The organism is Mesorhizobium sp. USDA 4775 (genome assembly GCF_054062655.1).
Map to the genome: position 1 here is coordinate 5,819,391 of NZ_JBSSFM010000001.1, position 18,898 is coordinate 5,838,288.

The window sequence follows — 18,898 nt, forward strand, 5'->3', positions numbered from 1 at the left end:
TTTCGGAGCGATGGCAACGCTGAGCTTTTCCCGACTTTGCATCTTGGCGCTGCCTCTGGCGGCCGCGGTTCTGCTGGCAGCGCCGGCCGACGCCAGACATCGTCACAGGCATTACCAGCCGCTGTCCCCTCGGATGGATCAGTCGTCGACGCAGCGCCTGGACCAGCCATTGAGGCCGAAAAGCAAGCACCGCGGCAGATCACGCGGCAAGCAGCAGATCGCGCCAAAGCAGACGCCGCAGGAAACGCAGGAGCAGCAGGCCTCGCCCGCCCAGGTGCCAGTGCCCGAGCCGCGTCCCACGGACGCGCCAAAGGCCGACGCCGCACCGGCGCAAGGGCAAAAGACGGAAGGTCCAAAGGCCCCGGACGCCTCCAACCAGCTCAATGAGGAAAAGTCTCGTCAGGCAAAGCAGGCACATACCGAGCCGTCAGCCCCCGAACCTTCGTCCCGAGAGCCGTCAACTGAAACGGAAAGCGAGCCGGAGCCGCCAGGCGAGGTGCCGATCCCGACACAAAGGCCCGAAACTACGGAACCAGAGGTTGGGCCTCCTGCCGTAGCCCCGCAGCCGCCGCCAAAACCGGCGGATGCCGGCGATGAGAAAATGCTTCCAGATCCGCGCTCGGCCGACCGGCCCGGAGAAAAGATGCCCGCCGAGGAAGTCGCCTGCCGCGATCGGCTGAAGGCGCTCGGCGTCGAATTCGAGGAGCATAGTGCGGAAAGCAATCCCGAAATCGGCTGCTCCATCCCCTACCCCCTGGTGCTGAAGAGCCTTGGCAAGTCGATAGCCATCGCCCCCGGCACCGAGCTCAACTGCCCGATGGCCGAAGCGGCGGCGCGATTTGCCGCCGACGTCATCCAGCCGGCGGCGAAAACCGAACTCGGCGCCGACCTCAAATCGATCGGCCAGGCATCGGCCTTCGTCTGCCGTCCGCGCCACGGCACCAGGAAACTGTCCGAGCACGCCTTCGGCAATGCGCTCGACATCGCCAGCTTCACCTTGTCCGATGGCAGAAAGGTCGAGGTCGGCCCAACGCCGCCTGAAAAGGACGCCAAATTCCTCAACGCGGTGCGCAAGGCCGCCTGCGGTCCATTCAAGACCGTGCTCGGACCGGGCGCCGACGCCGACCACGCCTTGCACTTCCACCTCGATCTCGAACCGCGCAGGCATGGCGGCACGTTCTGCCAGTAGGTCCTCAAGGATCGCCGCCGCATTTCCGCCGCAGACGTGAACGCGGTCGCTGAGTTTTCCTTTACCCTTGATCGTTAAAATGCCGGATATCCGACCATGATCCTGAAAAGTGGAAACCGGTTTTCGGAAAAGATCATGGTCAGGCAAAAGGTAGAACCTGATCGGGATCAGGTTCGGGGACAGGATTCCGCCAATGGCCGGCAAATTTCGCGCCGTGTTTTTCGCCACCGCGCGCCGATCGAAACCCGCGGCGCTGCTGGCCGCCGGCCTTACCCTCGCGGCGGTTTCGGCCTGCAACACCGGCAGCGTGCTGTCGCTGCAGCCGGCGGTCGATGTCGGCGCGCAAACCGCGGCCGTGCCGCAATATACCGGCATGCAGCGGCTTGTTCCGTCCAATCCCTACATGACGCAGGCCGCGTATCCGCGCATGGATGAGCCGATGTCGCCGGTCGAGCAGATACCGGCCAGCGAAGTCGACTGCCGCCAGCAGTTGAAGCGCCTCGATGTCGCCTATACCGACCTCGCGCCGATCCGTGAAGGCCAGTGCGGCATCGACTATCCCGTAAAAGTCACGGCCATCGGCAGTGTCGAGATGAAGCCCGCCGCGACGCTGACCTGCGACATGGCCGCCACCTTCGCCGCCTGGACGAAGAACGAACTCGTTCCCTCCGCCCGCTGGCGCTACTTCTCCGGCGTCAAGACCATCCACCAGGGCTCGAGCTATTCCTGCCGCAACATCGCCGGCGAAGGTGTTTTGTCCGAGCACGGCAAGGGCAACGCGCTCGACGTGATGAGCATCGAGCTCAACAATGGCGACGACATCGACGTGCGCAAGCCCGGCCTGTTCGCCTTCCGCACGCGCGGTTTCCTCAACAATGTGCGCGCCGACGGCTGCCAGTATTTCACCACCGTGCTCGGCCCCGGCTACAATTACGACCACCGCAACCATTTCCACTTCGACATCAAGAACCGCAGGAACGGTTACCGCGCCTGTCGCTAGCAGATGATCAGTCAGGCCCGGCGCCAGCGGTGGTAGCGATGATGTGCCGTGCCACCAGATCCTGGACGCGCCAGAGATTCCGGTCGTGGATACCGCTTTCCTCCAGCTTGGCGACGGTCCTGAACAGATATTGCGCCGACGAGCCCCAATGTCCGGCGGCCCGCGCCAGCGTATCCGCAACCTGCTCCGGCGGCAGCCGTCCCGCATAGGCTCTGCCATCTGGCGCGGCGACGAAGGCCAGGGCGCGCAGCGGACCGTCCCTCGTCCGGACCTTGATCCAGCGCGGCACGTTGGTTGGCGGGTTGGCATCGATCTCGCGGCGCATCAACTGGCCGAGTTGCCCGAAATGATCTTCCACCGGCAGCCGGTAAACAATGCCGTTGCAACTGCCACCACGGTCGAGAGCCAGCATCAAGGCAGGCAATTCGCGGGTCCCACGCCAGCGGGTCAGTTTCAGACAGAATGAGCGGTGCCACCCTGGCGCCGTGGCCGGGCGCTGCTCGACAGGAACGAATTCAGGATTCCAGATCAGCGAGCCGTAGGCAAACACCCACAGCGCTTCAGGCCGGTATTGCGACAGGAGTTGCTCGACAAGGCCGTCGAACTCCGCGTCGGTATGCTCGGCTGTTCCAGGCTCGGGGCCGGGATCCGGTTCGATGCGCTCGACCCTCGCGACAAGGTCGGCGGTCAACGCCATCGGTCCGCGGCTTGTCGGTTTCCCCTTCATTCCTGCCCCCGCGCAAAAACGATGGCTGACAATAGACCGGCTGCGCATTCCTGGCCATTGATTTCCAAAGGCTGTCAGGCAACAGATACCGTACGGATCGAGCCTTCTTCATGAGCCAACGAAGCCTTCGGCGACGCGCGACAATCTGGCTGGCGTCCTTGCTGGCCGCTTATCTGGCGCTTGCCTATGTCGCGGCGCCGGAATTCTGGACATTCCGGGAGCGCGGCTTTCGCGACCAGCGCTTCGAAATGGTGACGCACACGCCGCAAGGCATTCCCGGCGACCCGATCAATGTCGGCCTTGTCGGCACCGAGAGGGAGGTGGTCCATGCCTTCGCCATTGCCGGTTGGGACACTGCTGACGCCGTCACCTTGAGAACGGCGATCGACATCGGCGAAAGTGTGTTGTTTTCCCGCCCCTATCCCGATGCGCCGATGAGCCGCCTGCTGTTCGAGGGACGCGCCCAGGATCTCGCTTTCGAAAAGCCGGTGGGCGACAGCGCCGACCGGCGCCATCACGTCCGTTTCTGGCAGACCGATACGGTCGGCGACGATGGCCGCCCGCTCTGGCTGGGTGCCGCCAGCTTCGATCGCGGCGTCGGCCTCAGCCACGACACTGGCGCCATCACCCATCATATCGGTCCCGATATCGACGCCGAACGCGACTTCCTGATCGGCGACCTCAAGGCTGCCGGCCAGCTGGCATCGACCAGCGACATGGCCGGGATCGGCGCCACCAGGACCGGCCGCAACGGCGGCGGCGACCCCTATTTCACCGACGGCAAGGCAATCATCGGCGTGCTGAAGCAGCCGCAGTGAAATGTACCTTAAGAGAGGGCCGTGGTCGGAAGCGGTCTAACAATGCATGGTCCGTGCGACGCCGCGTAACCGTACCGCTTCATCAGCCCGAACTGTCATTTTCTAAAAATGCTGCCGGACTATTTTCGAGCGACCCGTCGCAATGCTATTGAGCCCTCATGCTATACGTCGAAATCGCTATCGTGGTCGTCCTCATTTGTGTGAACGGCCTTCTGGCAATGTCCGAACTCGCCATCGTTTCATCGCGCCCGGCACGGCTCAAGGCGATGATCGACCGTGGTGTCAACGGCGCCGGCCGGGCGCTGGATCTTGGCTCCAATCCCGGCAAGTTCCTGTCCTCGGTGCAGATCGGCATCACGCTGGTCGGCGTGCTTTCCGGCGCCTTTTCCGGCGCCACGCTGGGCGACCGGCTGTCCGTGTTCCTGGCCACGACCGGCATGCGCGAAAGTGTCGCCGATCCGCTCGGCGTCGGCATCGTCGTTGCCATCATCACCTATTTCTCGCTGATCGTCGGCGAACTGGTGCCCAAGCAGATCGCGCTACGCGATCCCGAGCGCGTCGCCGCCCGCGCTGCCCCGGCCATGACCATCCTCGCCACCGTCTCGGCGCCCCTGGTGTTCCTGCTCGACATTTCCGGCCGCGCCATATTGTGGCTGCTCGGCCAGCGCGGCGAAAGCGAGGAGAAGGTCACCGACGAGGAGATCAAGATGCTGGTCGCCGAGGCCGAGCATCACGGCACCATCGAATCCGACGAGCGGCGCATGATCGCCGGGGTCATGCGGCTTGGCGACCGCGCCGTGCGCGCGGTGATGACGCCGCGCACCGAGGTCGACTGGATCAACCTGCAGTCCGACGACACGACGATCCGCAAGCTCCTCATGGAAACCCAGCATTCGCGCCTGCCGGCGGGTGACGGCGGCGTCGATGTGATGGTCGGCGTCGTCCAGACGCGCGACGTGCTGGCCGCGATCCTTGCCGGCCGCACGCTCGACCCGCGCAAGCATGTGCGCGCCGCGCCCATCGTCTACGACCAGGCCGACGCGCTCGACGTGCTGCACAAACTCAAGGAATCCGACGTGCCGATGGCGCTGGTGCATGACGAATACGGCCATTTCGAAGGCATCGTCACGCCGGCCGATATTCTCGAAGCCATCACCGGCGTGTTCCGCGCCGACCTCGATGCCGGTGACGAGGAAAACGCCGTCAAGCGCGAGGACGGCTCATGGCTGCTCGCCGGCTATATGCAGGCCGACGAGATGGCCGAGATACTGGGCTTCGACCTGCCCGAAAACCGCGACTACGAGACCGTTGCCGGCTATGTGCTGTCGCATATGCACCACCTGCCGGCGACAGGCGAATGCGTCGACGCGCAAGGCTGGCGCTTCGAGGTGGTCGACCTCGACGGCCGCCGCATCGACAAGCTGATCGCCACCCGCCTGCCCGGCACCCACCGTGAGGCGGTGCGGTGATTGTTTGAATGTCGGCTTTGCGTCCTGGCGGTCATTGACGGTTGGCCGGCGGATTGCGCGGCCGGCTGCAACTACCGCTCCGTGAACGCGCGAGCGAAGGAATCGAGCATCGGCCGCGCCAGATACTCGAAGAAAGTCCGGTCGCCAGTGCTGATGAACGCCTCGACCGGCGTTCCGGGATAGAGCTGCTCGGGCTTCACGCCGGGCGGCAGGTCGGCGGCAATCCTGAGTTTGACGCGGAAATAGGGCTCGTGCGTGGCCTCGTCGATGAGCCGGTCCGCGGAAATTTGTGCCACGGTGGCTGAAACCTCGGGGGTGAGCCGCATGTTCAAGGCGGACAATCGCAGTTTCGCCGGCTGGCCGACACGGACCTGATCGACGTCTTTCGGCCGCAGCCTTGCATCGACAATCAGACCCGGTGCCGTAGGCAGGATCTCCATGATCTTCTCACCGCGGGCAATCACGCTGCCCTTGGCATTGTAGGTCGAGGACACCACGATGCCCGCGGCCGGTGCCTTGATCGTCGTCCGCCGCAGCACCGCCTCGGCCGCCCTGATCTGTTCCTCGATGTCGGCCAGGTTGGACCGAACCTCGTCCAGCTTCGTCAGCGCCTCCTCCACGCGTTGCGTGGTCAGGCGCTCGATCTGCTCCTGGGCTTTCGACGATCTGGGTGTTGACCGCCGCCAGATTGGCTTCCAGCGCCCCGGCCTGCCCGACGAGATCGGCCTCGCTGCGCAAAAGCTGCGAGTATTCGGTACGATTGGTGAGGCCCTTGTCCAGCAGGCTTGTCTTGATGCCGAGTTCCTTCTTAACGATTTCGGCTTGTTGCCGAACGGCCTCTTTCTGGGACTGCAATCCCACCACGGACTGCCGATGCATGGCCAGTCGTTGGGCGAGGATCGATTGTTCCGATCGGAAGCGGGCGAGTCTGGCGTCGAATTCCTTTTGCTGTTCTCGGATCAGGGCTTCGAAATCGGCCTGGAGCGATGCCGGCGCCGGTTTGGTGATCGGCGCGAGCCTGTCCAACCCGTCGCGTTCCGCCTCCAGCCGCGCCGCAGCCGCCCTGAGCGCGATCGACTGTCTCGTCAGCCGGTTGAGCTCGGCCTGCGCGGCTGTCGGATCCAGCACGATCAGATCCTGGGCCTGTTGCACGCGATCGCCGTCATGGACCAGCAACGCCTCGATGATGCCACCGTCGGGATGCTGGATCAGGATGTTGCCGCCGGTCGCCGAGATCGTGCCTTGCGTCATCACCGCTCCGGACAAGGGCGCGCTGACAGCCCAATAGCCGAAGCAACCTACCAACAGCGCCGTTGCCGCGTATCCGGCGAATGCCACGCGCCTTATGTTGGTACGCGGGCTGCCCTCCCAGGCGAGGCTCTGCGCCACCATCATCTACGACCCAAAACGGATGTTATGCGTGCGGATCGTCGTGGCGAATGACCCTGTCACCACCGTATTCGGCTGCGTGGGAAGACCCTTGCCAACGACCGAATGCCGCAGCACCTCGCTGCTTGGGCCGAAGGCTTCGATCGTGCCGCCGCGCAGAAGCATCACGCGGTCGCAGGACGCGGCAATCGAAGGGCGATGCGTGATCACGACCATCGTGACGCCGGCCGCCTTCGCGGCGGCGAGTACCGCCTCGAGCGCCGCCTCGCCGGTGCCGTCGAGATGAGTGCTGGGCTCGTCCAGGACGAGAATTCTGGGATTGCCGTAGAAGGCGCGCGCCAGCCCGATCCTCTGGCGTTCACCGCCCGACAGCGTTCTGTCCGACGGGCCTATCAATGTCTGGTAGCCGTCCCGCTGCGCCAGGATCAGCTCATGCGCCTCAGCCCGCCTTGCTGCCTCGATGATCGCGGCGTCATCCGCATCGGGGTCGAAGCGGGCGACGTTTTGCGCGATCGATCCTGGAAAGAGCTCGACTACCTGCGCGAGGTAGCCGACATGCTTTCCGAGCTGGTTTTCGTCCCAGGTCCTGAGGTCGGCGCCGTCGATCCTGACGGCACCGCCGGTCGGCCGGGCAGCACCGACAAGCAACCGCGCCAGCGTCGATTTGCCGGCGCCGCTCGGGCCGACGATGGCCAACGCTTCGCCGGCGCCGATTTGGAAGTTCAGCCGCTTGAGGATGGGTTCGGTGCCGGGCTGCGCATTCGGCGCCATGAAGAAGACGTCCTGCACGGAAATCGCGCCTGCCGGATCGGGCAGGAGCAGTTTGCGCGCTTCAGCCGGACGCGCCGCAAACGCCGTCTCAAGCCGTTTCCACGCCCGCCGGGCGTCGGCGATCTGCCGCCAGGCGCCGATCAACTGGTCGAGCGGCTGCAGCGCGCGCGACGACACCAGCGAGGAGGCGAAGATCATGCCTGCCGTCATCTGCCCCTTGAGCACCAGCCATGCGCCGGCGCCCAGGATCGCCAGTTGAAGCATCATGCGCAGCGCCCGCGAGGCGCCACTGAAGATCGCATTGGCACTCGAGGAACGGTCATGCAAGGTGAGCGCTGCCGCCACGTGCCGTCCCCAGACCCGCGCGGCGTTCTCCACCATGCCCATGGCGCGCAGCGTCTCCGCATTGCGGGCAAATGCCTGTTCCGCCTGGCTGGCCAAGGCCGAACGCTCCGCGGACAACGCGTCGTTCCTGCCGATGGCAAGCTGGTTGGCCACGACCAGCAAAAGCAGAAGCGCCGCGCCGGCGACCGTCACCCAGAACAGCACCGGATGGATGAGATAGAGCAAGGCGAGGAAGACAGGGGCGAAAGGCAGGTCGAACAACACCGCCACGCCGCGCGACCTGATGAAGGCGCAGACCGAGGCGAGATCGCGCAGCGGCGACAGGCCGCCGGCATATTTCGCGCCAAGCGAAACGGCGAATGTGCTGGCGCCCAGTTTCTGGTCGAGGGTCGCCGCAACGCGTTGCGTGTAAACGGCGCGGATCGCGTCCAGAAGCCCGAGGAAAGCGAGCGTGAGAACCGCAATGGCCGAAAGATAGACAAGCGTCTCGACGCTGGAGGACGGTAGCACGCGGTCATAGACCTGCAGCAGGTAGAGCGGAATCACCAACAGCAGGACGTTGATCAACAGCGAGAAGACGCCGACATCGGCGATGGCGCGCATGAAGACCGGACGCAGGCCAGCCGGTCCAGTCATTTCCACATTCCCCGACACTGCATGTTCCCGAGACCTTACGCGTGGCCCCCGAACTCGGAGCCGCCGTGCGCCAAGCTGTTGCTGTGCGTTGCAGTGCTGTGCTGGGCGGTGCTGGTGATGTTCAGGGCGTTTGCCGGCGCATTGTCCAGCGTATAGGCGCGGACATAGTCGATCTTCATCTCGGCCGGCGTGGCCAGATGATCCGGAGGGGTGCCGGCCAAGCCGCCGACCGCAAGATCGACCAGCATGTACATGGGCTTGTTCATGTCGGACGGCGTCGCCGTTTCCGCGACCTGCACGCCGTCATAGGTCCAGACGAGCTTGTCCGGCGTCCAGAGCAGGCCATAGGTGTGGAAGCCGTCGGGGTTCGAGACACTCACTATCGACGTGACCTTGGTGTGCGTCCCCGTTTCATTCGAGTGCGCCGTCATGATCAATGAGTTCGGGGCCTGGCCGATCGTCTCCACGACATCGAGTTCCGGCGGCCATGAACCGTCTTCCGGAAGCAGCCAGAAGGCCGGCCAGGCGCCGGCGTGCTCCGGCAGATCAGCCCGTATTTCGAAATAGCCATAGGTCTGCGAGAAGGAATCGTGGGTCGTCAGGATGCCGGAGGTGTATTCGTAATTGTTGATCAGCGGCTTGATGTCCGCCGGCGCCTGCGCCGCGGTGATGGTGAGCACGCCGTTGTTCACGCTGAACGGATGGACGGAACTCGTCGGTGCGTAGTTGGCGTCGATATACCATTGCAGCTCGTTGTTGCTGCTCAAGGTGCTGCCGTTCGGCGCTCCCCACCAGAAGTTGGAATCCCACGTGCCGCCCTGGCTATTGTGAAGGTTCAGCGTGTTGAAATCGTCGCTGAAGGAGAGCTGCATCCCGGATTTGTCGATCGGCAATTCGAACTGGCTGGGCTGCAGCTTGTCGATGGTCGTGTCCTTGAACGCGAGGATCTCGCCGGACCCGAGGTTCAACAGCACGTTCGATCCCGCCTGGATCATGCTTGAGTGGATGGCGTCGAACGACGTGAACCCATAGCCATTAAGGCGGACCGTATCGGTGGCGGCAAAATTCGCTATCAGGTCGCTTCCGTTGCCTTTCGAGACGATGAAAGTGTCGTAACCGCCGCCACTATCGATCAGCACATCGTTTCCCGCGCCGCCGTCCAGAGTCTGGTGCCCGGCCTTGGCGGTGATGATGTTGTCCAACCCATTTCCGAAAGCATAGTTGTTGGCGTTTGTGACGACGAGATTCTCGACGTTGTCGGGGAGCTTATAGCTCATCCATGTGCTGATCGTGTCGATGCCTGCCCCAGCGGCCTCGGCCACCTTGTTGCCCGCCGCATAGAGGTAATAGATGTCATCGCCTGTGCCTCCGTGCATGGTGACGTTGACACCGGATGCTCCGTAGAATGAGTCGTTTCCGGAGCTGCCATACAGGTCCGGCCCGGACCCTGCCGCAGAGTACCAATGGTTGGAAGCGCCGCTATAGGGAAGAGGAACGCCTAGGGCATTGACGAAGAAGCTCATCGGATAAATCCTCCTCGTGATGCCTGGCCTGCTCGGATCGCTCGATACGAGTTCCAGGCGACCGCATCCGGACCAAAATTGCCATGCACGATACCGTTCCAGGAACTTGCCACATAGTTCACCATGACATCGACCGTTGAGTGACGTTTTCTGGGACTGGAAGCACAACAACCCGACGAATGGTCTACAGGCCGTAATTCGACCGGCGAAATATTTAATAAAATTTTACAATAGGCGCGGATCTACTTGCAAAAGCGCTCCCTGCTTTTGACAGGGTCGTGCGATTTCCGCTTTGGCAACAATGCGACGACACGCCGGGATGGCACTTCCTCTCAAACCGCGACTTCGATCGGCTCGGCAAGTCTGGGATTGGAGCGCGCGGCGATCAGGCAGCTGGCCACGATGAGGCCGGCTCCCGCCAGCGTGGTCCAGGTCACCGCCTCGTCGAAGAAGAACCAACCGAGCGCGATCGCCCAGATGAAGGCCGAATATTCGGTCGGGATCAGATATTGCGCTTCGGCCCGCGCATAGGCCCAGCTCATCAGGAATTGGCCGGCGAGCGACAGAGCCGTCACCCCGGCAAGCGGAAGCCAAAGATTGCCGGGCAGCGCAATAGCGAGCCAGGGCGCGGCAAGACCAAGCATGACCGCGACACAAAGGTTCTGGAACAGCATGATCTCGATTGGCTTGGCCAGCATCGCCTGTCGCCGCGCGAGGATCAGATTGTAGGCATAGAACACCGTCGAGACCAGCACCGCAGCGGTGCCGAGCAGCGCATCGCCGGCATAGGTCTTCTGCCCGAACTGGCCCGCCACGATGATTGCGACGCCAGCAATGCCGGCGAGCGACGCCCAGATCGCCTTGCGCTGTATCCTTTCGCCCAGAAGCAGCGCGGCCAGCAGGAGCGCGAACAGCGGCGCCACGAAACTGAGCCCGACCGCCTCCGCCAGCGGCAGCCTTGCAAGCCCCCAGAAGAATGACAGCAGGACAATACCGACAACCACCGCGCGCAGCGCATGCAGCCTCAGCACCGAGGCGGCGGGAAGCGAGCGCGGCCCCGCCAGCCAGCCAGTGCCGGCGACCAATGTCGCCAGCATGCTGCGCCACAGCACCGTGTTGTAAACGCCGACCGCGATGACCAGCACCTTCATCGCCGCATCCATGCCGGACAGAAGGAAGATGCCGAAGGCGCAGACGAGCACCGGGATCGTGGGGGAAACGGCGCCGGCCAGGCTGGATGATTTCACGCGGGCTTTCTCGATGACGGATGCAGCTGACATATCAGGGCAAAAGGACGGGGCCAGATGGCAGCCCCGCCCATATGGCGGTCCAACCGGTCACCCAAGGCAGCCCTTTCAACTTGTCCGGTCCTGCCGCCGGCTCGGACCGGTCGAGCCGCAAGTGAACATGCCGACATCCTGCTTTGTCATTGTCGTTGCAGGGCTTGACGATCACTAATAAGCGATGCTAAGTACCAGTACTCATCAACACTGAGTAGCATGAAGAGGTATTCCATGGGCAAGCAGATGACGGAGATGCTCAAGGGCACGCTGGAGGGGATCATTCTCGCGATCCTGTCCGCGCGGCGCGCCTATGGCTACGAGATCACGGCGCTGTTGCGAAATCAGGGCTTCTCGGACATCGCCGAAGGCACCGTCTACGCCCTGCTCGTCAGGATCGAGCAAAAGGGCCTCGTCGACGTGGAGAAGATCCCGTCCGAGAAGGGCCCGCCCCGCAAGGTGTACTCGATCAACGCCCGGGGACGGGACTACCTCGAAGAGTTCTGGAGGACGTGGACCTTCCTCGCGGAACGGCTCGAACAGCTCAACACGGAAAGGAAATAGACATGGTCACAGGATGGATCGAGAAGATCACAGGGTCGATCGAGCAGGAGAAGCGCTACCGGCAGTACAAGGCGCGCACGGAAAAGCTTCCGGCGAACTATCGCGCGGCGATCGAGGCGCTGGACCGGTACCTCATGTATTTCGGGGCGATCACGGACGGGGACACCATGGTGTCGATGCTGGAGGATCTCGCCGACCTCTTCGAGCAGAGCGCGGCGCACGGAACCCCGATCCGCGCGATCGTCGGCGACAACCCCGTCGAGTTTGTCGAAACGTTTCTCCAGAACTACGCGGAGGGCCAGTGGATCAACAAGGAGCGGAAACGGCTGATCGACGCCATTGACCGCATCGCCGACAATGCGCCGTGACGGACATCCGCCAACGAGAGGCCGGGGAGCCGAAGCCCCGGAGCGTCTTCGACCGACGATTAGGGATTCGAACTTTTCTTCGCACCCCTGTCGATTCCGCCGCCCTTCGTTCGTCGTATCATCGAACCAACCCAACCAAGGAGAGAGACCATGCGGTTCATGATGCTGATGATCCCCGGCGGCTACGCAGAGGCGGCGCCGGACGTCAGGCCCGACGCCAAGGGGGTGGAGGGGATGATGAAATACAATGAGGAGCTCAAGAAGGCCGGCGTGTTGCTGGCGCTCGATGGGCTGCATCCGCCGTCATCGGGCGCGCGGGTCAGCTTCAAGGGCGGCAAGCCCGTCGTCACCGACGGGCCGTTCGCTGAGGTCAAGGAAGTGCTGGGGGGCTATTGGGTCATCGACGTGCGCTCACGTGAGGAAGCCATCGAATGGGCCCGCCGCTGCCCCGCAGGGGAAAATGAGGTGATCGAGGTTCGACGCGTCTTTGAGATGAGCGATTTCCCCGAGGACGTCCAGAAGGTGGTGGAAGGCTTCAGCGAGCTGAAGGGTTGACGGCCAATAGTGCCATCGAAGCGGTTTGGCGCATCGAGCAGCCGAAGCTCACCGCCAGGCTTGCCCGCTATCTCAGGGATATCGGGCTGGCCGAGGAGGTCGCCGGCGATGCCTTCCTGCTGGCGCTGGAGCGCTGGCCCCGGGACGGCATCCCGCGCAACCCGGCGGCCTGGCTGACTGAGGTCGCCAGGAACCGGGCGCTCGACCGGCTGCGCCGCACCACCATGATCGACGGCAAGCACCGCGAACTCGCCATCGACCTCGCCGAGCTGGAGCGCGAGATGCCCGACATCGAGGCGGCGCTCGACGAGGATATCGACGATGACCTTTTGCGGCTGATCTTCACCGCTTGCCATCCCGTACTGCCGGCCGAGCAGCGCGCAGCCCTCGCCCTGCGCCTGTTGGGCGGGCTGTCGACGCTTGAGATCGCCCGCGCCTTCCTGGTGCCCGAAGCCACCGCCGCCCAGCGCATCGTGCGCGCCAAGCGGGCACTTCGCGATGCCGCCATCGCGTTCGAGACGCCGCGCGGGCAAGAGCGGCGCGAACGCCTCGCCGCGGTCCTGGAGGTGGTCTATCTCATCTTCAACGAAGGCTATGTGGCGACCGCTGGACCGGACTGGCTGCGTGCCGATCTCTGTGGCGAGGCGCTGCGCCTTGGTCGTTCCCTGGCGGCGCTGATGCCTGATGAGCCCGAGGTGCAGGGGGTGGTGTCGCTGATGGAACTCAACGCCTCGCGTTTCCCTGCCCGCACCGGCCGGGCGGGTGAGCCGATCCTGCTGCTCGACCAGGACCGCACGCGCTGGAACTGGTCGCTTATCCGGCGCGGCCTCGACGGCCTGAACCGCGCCATGACCCTGACATCGACACCAGGCCCTTATCTCTTGCAGGCGATGATCGCCGCCTGCCATGCCCGCGCCGCGACACCAGCCGACACCGACTGGATTGCAATATCAGCCTATTATCAGGCCCTTGCCTTGGCGGCCCCCTCGCCCATCGTCGAAATCAACCGGGCGGTGGCCGTTGGCATGGCGTTCGGGCCTGCGCAGGGCCTCGCCATCGTCGAGGCGCTGAAGGACGAGCCGCGCCTGAAGGACTCGCATCTTCTGCCCACGGTGCGCGGCGATCTTCTGGAGAAACTCGGACATCAGGCGGAAGCCCGTGCCGCGTTCCGCCAGGCTGCAGAATTGACCGGCAATGACAGGGAGCGCGCGCTGCTGCGCGCCCGCGCGGGCGACTAGCTCATAGGCCTGCATCCACCGCAAGCCGGTGCGGTGGTCCACCTCAATGGGCGTCCGGCGGCGGTGCCTTCGGCGTGACGTTACGCAGGAACGGCACCAGCGCGGTCGCGATGACGAAGGCGGCCATGATCACCAGGAATGCATCGGCATAGGCCATGGTCGATGCCTCGCGATAGGCGAGCGCCCACAGCTGCTTCAGCGAGGCGGTATGGCCATCGGCGACAGCGCCGGGCAGTTGGCCATAGCGCAGCGCGACGTTGTCGACGAGCCGCATTGCGGCCTCGTTCTGCGGCGTCAGATGCGAGGCGATCGTCAGGAAATGGAAGTTGGTGCGGTCGTTCAGGATCGCGCCGCAAATGGCGATGCCGACCGCGCCGCCGAGATTGCGCATCGTGTTGAACAGGCCGCTGGCGTATTTCAGCCGCTCGGGCGGCAGGCTGCCGAGGCCGAGATTGACGCTCGGCGCCACCGCGAAGACCTGCGGGAAGCCACGGAACAGCTGCGGGATCAGCAGTTCGGCCGCGCCCCACTGGCTGGTGATGGCACTGAAACTCCACATCGACGCGCCGAAGGAGGCCAGACCGAACATCATCAGCCAGCGCGTATCGAAGCGCTTGGCGAGAAAGATGTAGACGGGAACGCCGATCATCGAGGCGACGCCGGTGGAGAACACGGCGAGCCCGGTCTGCAAGGCGTCGTAGCCCCTGACATAGCCAAGGAACAGCGGTGTCAGATAGATCGTGGCGAAGATGCCGATGCCGGTGACGAAGGACAGGAAACAGCCGATGGCGAAATTGCGGTTGCCGAAGGCGCGGAAATCGACCACCGGCTGCGAATAGGTCAGGCTGCGGATGACGAACAGAACCATGGTGATGCCGGCGACGATAGCGCCATTGCGGATGGTCGCGTCGTCGAACCAGTTCCAGCGCGAGCCCTCCTCCAGGACGTATTCCGCCGTGCCCAGGCTGACCGCCATCAGCACGATGCCGATATAGTCCGCGCCCTTCAGCAGCGACGGATCGGCCTTGTCGATCTTGACCAGAGCCGCAACCAGGATGGTGATGATGGTGCCCGGAATGACGTTGACATAGAACAGCCAGTGCCAGTTGAGCGTATCGGTGATCCAGCCGCCGATGACGGGCCCGAGCGTCGGCGCGATCGAGGCGATGCTGCCGACCACCGCGGCCGCATAGACCCGCCTCGGCCCCTGGAAATAGTGAAACGACGAGGTGAACACGGTTGGGATCATCGACGCGCCGAGCAGCCCCTGCAGCGCGCGGAACACGATCATGCTTTCGATGCTCCAGGCGAAGCCGCACAGCATGCTTGCCAGCGTGAAGCCGGCCGCCGAGATGGTGAACAGCCAGCGTGTCGAGAACACCCGTGTCAACCAGCCCGACAGCGGGATGACGATGATTTCCGCCACCAGATAGGATGTCTGCACCCAGCCGATCTGGTCCTGCGCCGCCGACAGGCCGCCGCCAATGTCCTGCAGCGACGACGCGACGATCTGGATGTCGAGCAGCGCGATGAACATCCCCACGCACATCACCATAAACGGCAGGATGCTGGCGAAGAAGGATTGCGGGCGCTCCGACATGATGCCCTCAGTGCGCGCCGGTATCGACCGTCACGACGGTGGACAGGCCCGGCCGCAGCGCGACCTTGTGCGCCTGGTCCGGGTCGATGGTGATGCGGACGGGAACACGCTGGACGATCTTGGTGAAATTGCCGGTCGCGTTCTGCGCCGGGATCACGCTGAAGATCGCGCCCGTCGCCGGCCCCAGGCTGCTGACATGGCCCTTGAGCGGCTGGTCGGGCGCGATGTCGGTATAGACCGTCGCCGCCTGTCCATCCGCCATGCGCCGCAACTGGTCTTCCTTGAAATTGGCGTCGACCCACAGTCCGCTCTCCGGGACGATCGTCAGCAGATAGCTGCCCGGCGAGACATAGGTGCCGACCTGCGCCAGCCGGTTGCCAACGAGGCCGTCGATGGGAGCGCGGATCTGCGTGAAGCCGAGATCGAGCTCAGCCGTATCGAGATCGGCCTTGGCAGCCAGAACCGCGGCGGTCGCTTCCGATATCTGCGTGTTGAGCACGTCGAGCTGTTGCCTGGCGGCGGCAAGCCCGGCACGCGAGGCGGAAACGGAAGCCTTGGCCTGACCATCGGCGGCAAGGCTTCTCTGGGCGTCCTGCTGCGAGCCGGCCCTGGTGCTGGCCAGCACCTCATAGCGCTTGGCGTCCTGTGCGGTGAACGTCGCGGCAGCACTCTTGGCCTCCAGATCGGCCTGCGCCTGTTCGATCAGCGAATTCTGCAGCGAAACCTGGGCGCGAAGATTGTCGAGCGCCGATTGCTGCTGCTGGACGGAAGCCCGCGCACGCTCCACCGCCGCCTTGAACGGCCGGTCATCGATGCGGATGATGAGCTGGCCGGCGTCGACATGCTGGTTGTCCTCGACGAGGATCTGATCGATATGCCCGGCGACGCGTGGCGCCAGCGGCGTGACATTGCCGCCCACATAGGCATCGTCGGTCGACATCAGGAACCGGCCGGCCTGCCACCACTGAAAGCCATACCAGCCGGCGACGCCGATGGCGATCGCGGCGCCCAGCATGACGAACGGCTTGCGGCGGCTTTTGGCGGGCGCGGGGATCTGGACGGCGGATGGCTGCGCCGGCTGCAACTCGGCGGCGGAGAGAACCTTGTTCATTTGCCCCGCGCCTCTTCACGGCTTTGATCGACATTGTCGATGAGCGGCAGGCCCGAACCCTCCGTGCTGAAGCGATAGCGCTGCCGCATGCGGTCGGTGGCCCGGGGGGCTGTCGCCATCGTGAAGCCCTCGCCGTCGAGTTCTCGACCGGTCTGGCGGTCGACCAGCACGGGCTCGGCCCAGCGCCCGTCCGCCCTGTCCACCACCACAAGGCTCGGGCCTTCGGGCGCCAGATGCTTGTTGCCCCAGGCGAGCAGCGAAAGCAGAACCGGGCGGAAATCGCGCGCCTTGGCGGTTAGCACATATTCATGGCGCAGCGGCCGCTCGCAGTAGGCGCGCTTTTCGAACAGGCCGCGCTCGACCAGGCTGTTCAGCCGGCGCGTGAGAATGTTGGGCGCGATCTCCAGGCTCTTCTGAAATTGGTCGAAGCGCGTCAGCCCCTGGAACGCGTCTCTGAGCAACAGGATGCTCCACCATTCGCCCACATCGTCGAGACTACGCGCTATGGGGCACGGGCGAGTTTCGAAGCTTGTTTTTGCAACCATGGCCGGAAGTCTCTTTCAAAATGAAAGTGACACATAGCCAAGTTAGTTGCATTATGCAAGTCACTCGGGCGTGATCGGGGGAACGAGTGCAGATCGGGGAAATGAGATAGGCCCAAGGAGTAGTGGCGCCGCCGCCAAATCATGGCTGCGGCGCTGGAGAACGCAGCGCGACGTGCCGTCGGGGTGAGTTGATAAAGTCCTCTCCCGCTTGGCTGCTCGATGGCCTCTCCAGAGAATAATACCGTCAGGGCACCAGCACGACCTTGCCGGTCGAGCGTCGCTCATCCAGCAGCCGGTGCGCCTCGCCGGCATGGCCGAGCGGGAACCGGCCACCGATCGCGACCCGCAACCGGTCGCTCGCCGCCAGCTGGAACAGTTCCGACAGGCTCGCCCGCAACACCTGCGGCGACAGCAGCGGCAGCAGCGCGAAACCCCTCAGCGACTGGTTACGGCCGATCATGGCTTCCAGATCGGAAGGTTCGAGCCCATAGCGGCCGAGTGCAGCGAACACCAGTTCGCCGCCGGGCGCCAAAGCCTGCAGTGACAAAGCCGTCAGCGCGCCGCCAACCGTGTCGTAGATGATGTCTGCACCCTCCCCGCCTGTCAGCGCGCGGACGCGCGCGGGCCAGTCCGATCCGATGTAATCGACGGCGGCATCGGCGCCGAGCGACAGAGCAAGCTCGATCTTGCCCGCGCCGCCGGCGGCCGCGATCACCTTGGCCGCGCCCTTTGCCTTAGCAAGCTGGACAAGCAGCGATCCGACGCCACCGGCAGCGGCAGGCACCAGCACCGTCCTGCCCTCAGGCGGGCTCTGGCGCGGCAAATGCAGTGCCGTCAGCCCCTGCACCATCAGCGCTGTCGCTTCCTCGAAAGAGACGTCATCCGGCAGCGGCACGGTCAGATCGGCTGATATCGTGACCTGCTCGGCATAGCCGCCATAAGGGCGCTGCGAGGCAAACAGTGGCGCCGCGACACGTCTCCCCAGAAGCGCAGCATCCACGCCTTCGCCGACGGCCTCGACGATACCAGCCACTTCCACGCCGGGAAACATCGGCAGTTGCGGCGTCACCGCGTAGCGGTCCGCGCGCATCAGCACCTCGAAGAAGTTGATGCCGGCGGCGTGAACGCGGACCAGCACCTCGCCGGCCTGCGGCACCGGCGCCGGCAGCTCGACGACCTCCAGCACCTCGGGGCCGCCGAAGCGGCTGAATTGAACGGCTTTCATGGCAAACTCCGATCGCACTGGCATCGGCGGTGGTTTGCCACTATCTGCGAGGCCGCGACTACACACTCATTTCTCCCCTGCTGACCAGGAGGTGACCATGGCCGGCCCAGCCAGCAAGATGCCGATCAAGCGACTGCCGATGCTGCCGGCGGAGCGCGCGCTGAAGGTGATCGCCGGGCGTTGGAAGGCGGTCATCCTCTACCATCTCTTCGATGGTCCAAGGCGGCTGTCGGCGCTGAAGGCGATGATGCCTGGCATCACCCAGAAAGTGCTGATCCAGCAGCTGCGCGAAATGGAGGAGCATGGCCTCGTCAGCCGCGAGATCTTCGCCGAAGTGCCCGCCCGCGTCGAATATTCGGCGACCAGCCTCGGCCTCAGCCTCGAGCCGATCCTGCTGGCGCTCTGCCAATGGGGCCAGCACCATGCTGATGCGCTGGACGAGAAGCATCGTCTCGCCGACTGCATCATCCGGCCGCGGCAGGCGCAGCACGCGCTTATGGCCTAGATCGAATTGACTTGCCGGGTTGCCGACGCCGGCTGCCCGT

Annotated in this window: 19 protein-coding genes; 10 read left to right on the forward strand and 9 right to left on the reverse strand. The window is 64.3% G+C overall.

The window, feature by feature from the left end; genetic code table 11:
- The first annotated feature begins 133 nt into the window (after window positions 1-133).
- Window positions 134-1,189, forward strand: coding sequence for an extensin-like domain-containing protein (locus ACVILI_RS28595; protein ID WP_038648987.1), 1,056 nt, complete (start codon window positions 134-136; stop codon window positions 1,187-1,189).
- 193 nt (window positions 1,190-1,382) lie between these two features.
- Window positions 1,383-2,189 (forward strand): extensin-like domain-containing protein, encoded by an 807-nt coding sequence (locus tag ACVILI_RS28600; RefSeq protein WP_064980543.1) that lies wholly within the window; start codon window positions 1,383-1,385, stop codon window positions 2,187-2,189.
- 7 nt (window positions 2,190-2,196) lie between these two features.
- Here ACVILI_RS28600 and ACVILI_RS28605 read toward each other — a convergent pair whose 3' ends face one another.
- Window positions 2,197-2,916, reverse strand: a complete 720-nt coding sequence (locus tag ACVILI_RS28605; RefSeq protein ID WP_020629006.1) for a gamma-glutamylcyclotransferase — start codon at window positions 2,914-2,916, stop codon at window positions 2,197-2,199.
- 110 nt (window positions 2,917-3,026) lie between these two features.
- Between ACVILI_RS28605 and ACVILI_RS28610 the strand changes: the two genes are divergently transcribed.
- Complete coding sequence (locus ACVILI_RS28610; RefSeq protein WP_038648990.1) at window positions 3,027-3,734, forward strand: LssY C-terminal domain-containing protein; 708 nt, start codon at window positions 3,027-3,029, stop codon at window positions 3,732-3,734.
- A 158-nt stretch (window positions 3,735-3,892) separates the two neighbouring features.
- Entirely contained in the window at window positions 3,893-5,203 is a 1,311-nt protein-coding gene (locus ACVILI_RS28615; RefSeq protein WP_019860558.1) for a hemolysin family protein, read from the forward strand.
- Window positions 5,204-5,274: 71 nt separating this feature from the next.
- Here ACVILI_RS28615 and ACVILI_RS28620 read toward each other — a convergent pair whose 3' ends face one another.
- Entirely contained in the window at window positions 5,275-5,823 is a 549-nt protein-coding gene (locus ACVILI_RS28620; protein WP_457102681.1) for an HlyD family efflux transporter periplasmic adaptor subunit, read from the reverse strand.
- A gap of 7 nt (window positions 5,824-5,830) precedes the next feature.
- Between ACVILI_RS28620 and ACVILI_RS28625 the strand changes: the two genes are divergently transcribed.
- Window positions 5,831-6,646 carry a hypothetical protein gene (locus tag ACVILI_RS28625; protein ID WP_457102682.1) on the forward strand — a complete coding sequence of 272 codons (816 nt, stop codon included), beginning with the start codon at window positions 5,831-5,833 and terminating at the stop codon, window positions 6,644-6,646.
- Here the strand turns inward: ACVILI_RS28625 and ACVILI_RS28630 are convergent.
- The 3 genes from ACVILI_RS28630 to ACVILI_RS28640 all read right to left on the reverse strand — a co-directional run bounded on the left by ACVILI_RS28630 (window position 6,599) and on the right by ACVILI_RS28640 (window position 11,147).
- A complete protein-coding gene (locus tag ACVILI_RS28630; RefSeq protein WP_038648993.1) occupies window positions 6,599-8,344 on the reverse strand; it encodes a type I secretion system permease/ATPase in 1,746 nt (581 codons plus the stop codon). The two genes, ACVILI_RS28625 and ACVILI_RS28630, sit on opposite strands and share 48 nt — an antisense overlap.
- A gap of 35 nt (window positions 8,345-8,379) precedes the next feature.
- Window positions 8,380-9,867 carry an endo-1,3-1,4-beta-glycanase EglC gene (eglC, locus tag ACVILI_RS28635; RefSeq protein WP_038648997.1) on the reverse strand — a complete coding sequence of 496 codons (1,488 nt, stop codon included), beginning with the start codon at window positions 9,865-9,867 and terminating at the stop codon, window positions 8,380-8,382.
- A gap of 332 nt (window positions 9,868-10,199) precedes the next feature.
- Window positions 10,200-11,147, reverse strand: coding sequence for a DMT family transporter (locus tag ACVILI_RS28640; RefSeq protein WP_019860563.1), 948 nt, complete (start codon window positions 11,145-11,147; stop codon window positions 10,200-10,202).
- Window positions 11,148-11,381: 234 nt separating this feature from the next.
- On the opposite strand from ACVILI_RS28640, the gene ACVILI_RS28645 reads away from it, so the two are divergent.
- The 4 genes from ACVILI_RS28645 (at window position 11,382) to ACVILI_RS28660 (ending at window position 13,872) form a co-directional block, all read left to right on the forward strand.
- Window positions 11,382-11,711, forward strand: a complete 330-nt coding sequence (locus tag ACVILI_RS28645; RefSeq protein ID WP_019860564.1) for a PadR family transcriptional regulator — start codon at window positions 11,382-11,384, stop codon at window positions 11,709-11,711.
- A 2-nt stretch (window positions 11,712-11,713) separates the two neighbouring features.
- Window positions 11,714-12,079: a DUF1048 domain-containing protein gene (locus ACVILI_RS28650; RefSeq protein ID WP_457102683.1), complete on the forward strand. Its 366-nt coding sequence runs from the start codon at window positions 11,714-11,716 to the stop codon at window positions 12,077-12,079.
- A 150-nt stretch (window positions 12,080-12,229) separates the two neighbouring features.
- A complete protein-coding gene (locus tag ACVILI_RS28655) occupies window positions 12,230-12,634 on the forward strand; it encodes a YciI family protein (protein ID WP_038649000.1) in 405 nt (134 codons plus the stop codon).
- Window positions 12,631-13,872 carry an RNA polymerase sigma factor gene (locus ACVILI_RS28660; protein WP_038649002.1) on the forward strand — a complete coding sequence of 414 codons (1,242 nt, stop codon included), beginning with the start codon at window positions 12,631-12,633 and terminating at the stop codon, window positions 13,870-13,872. The genes ACVILI_RS28655 and ACVILI_RS28660 overlap by 4 nt, the downstream gene beginning before the upstream one ends.
- 43 nt (window positions 13,873-13,915) lie before the next feature.
- Here ACVILI_RS28660 and ACVILI_RS28665 read toward each other — a convergent pair whose 3' ends face one another.
- The 4 genes from ACVILI_RS28665 to ACVILI_RS28680 all read right to left on the reverse strand — a co-directional run bounded on the left by ACVILI_RS28665 (window position 13,916) and on the right by ACVILI_RS28680 (window position 18,353).
- Complete coding sequence (locus ACVILI_RS28665; RefSeq protein WP_019860569.1) at window positions 13,916-15,472, reverse strand: DHA2 family efflux MFS transporter permease subunit; 1,557 nt, start codon at window positions 15,470-15,472, stop codon at window positions 13,916-13,918.
- 7 nt (window positions 15,473-15,479) lie between these two features.
- On the reverse strand, window positions 15,480-16,583 hold the full coding sequence (locus ACVILI_RS28670) for an HlyD family secretion protein (protein WP_038649003.1): 1,104 nt from the start codon (window positions 16,581-16,583) through the stop codon (window positions 15,480-15,482).
- Window positions 16,580-17,128, reverse strand: a complete 549-nt coding sequence (locus ACVILI_RS28675) for a winged helix-turn-helix transcriptional regulator (protein ID WP_027047284.1) — start codon at window positions 17,126-17,128, stop codon at window positions 16,580-16,582. The genes ACVILI_RS28670 and ACVILI_RS28675 overlap by 4 nt, the downstream gene beginning before the upstream one ends.
- A 244-nt stretch (window positions 17,129-17,372) precedes the next feature.
- On the reverse strand, window positions 17,373-18,353 hold the full coding sequence (locus ACVILI_RS28680; protein ID WP_240564811.1) for a quinone oxidoreductase family protein: 981 nt from the start codon (window positions 18,351-18,353) through the stop codon (window positions 17,373-17,375).
- 97 nt (window positions 18,354-18,450) lie between these two features.
- Between ACVILI_RS28680 and ACVILI_RS28685 the strand changes: the two genes are divergently transcribed.
- On the forward strand, window positions 18,451-18,858 hold the full coding sequence (locus tag ACVILI_RS28685; protein ID WP_019860574.1) for a winged helix-turn-helix transcriptional regulator: 408 nt from the start codon (window positions 18,451-18,453) through the stop codon (window positions 18,856-18,858).
- Window positions 18,859-18,898 lie beyond the last annotated feature (40 nt).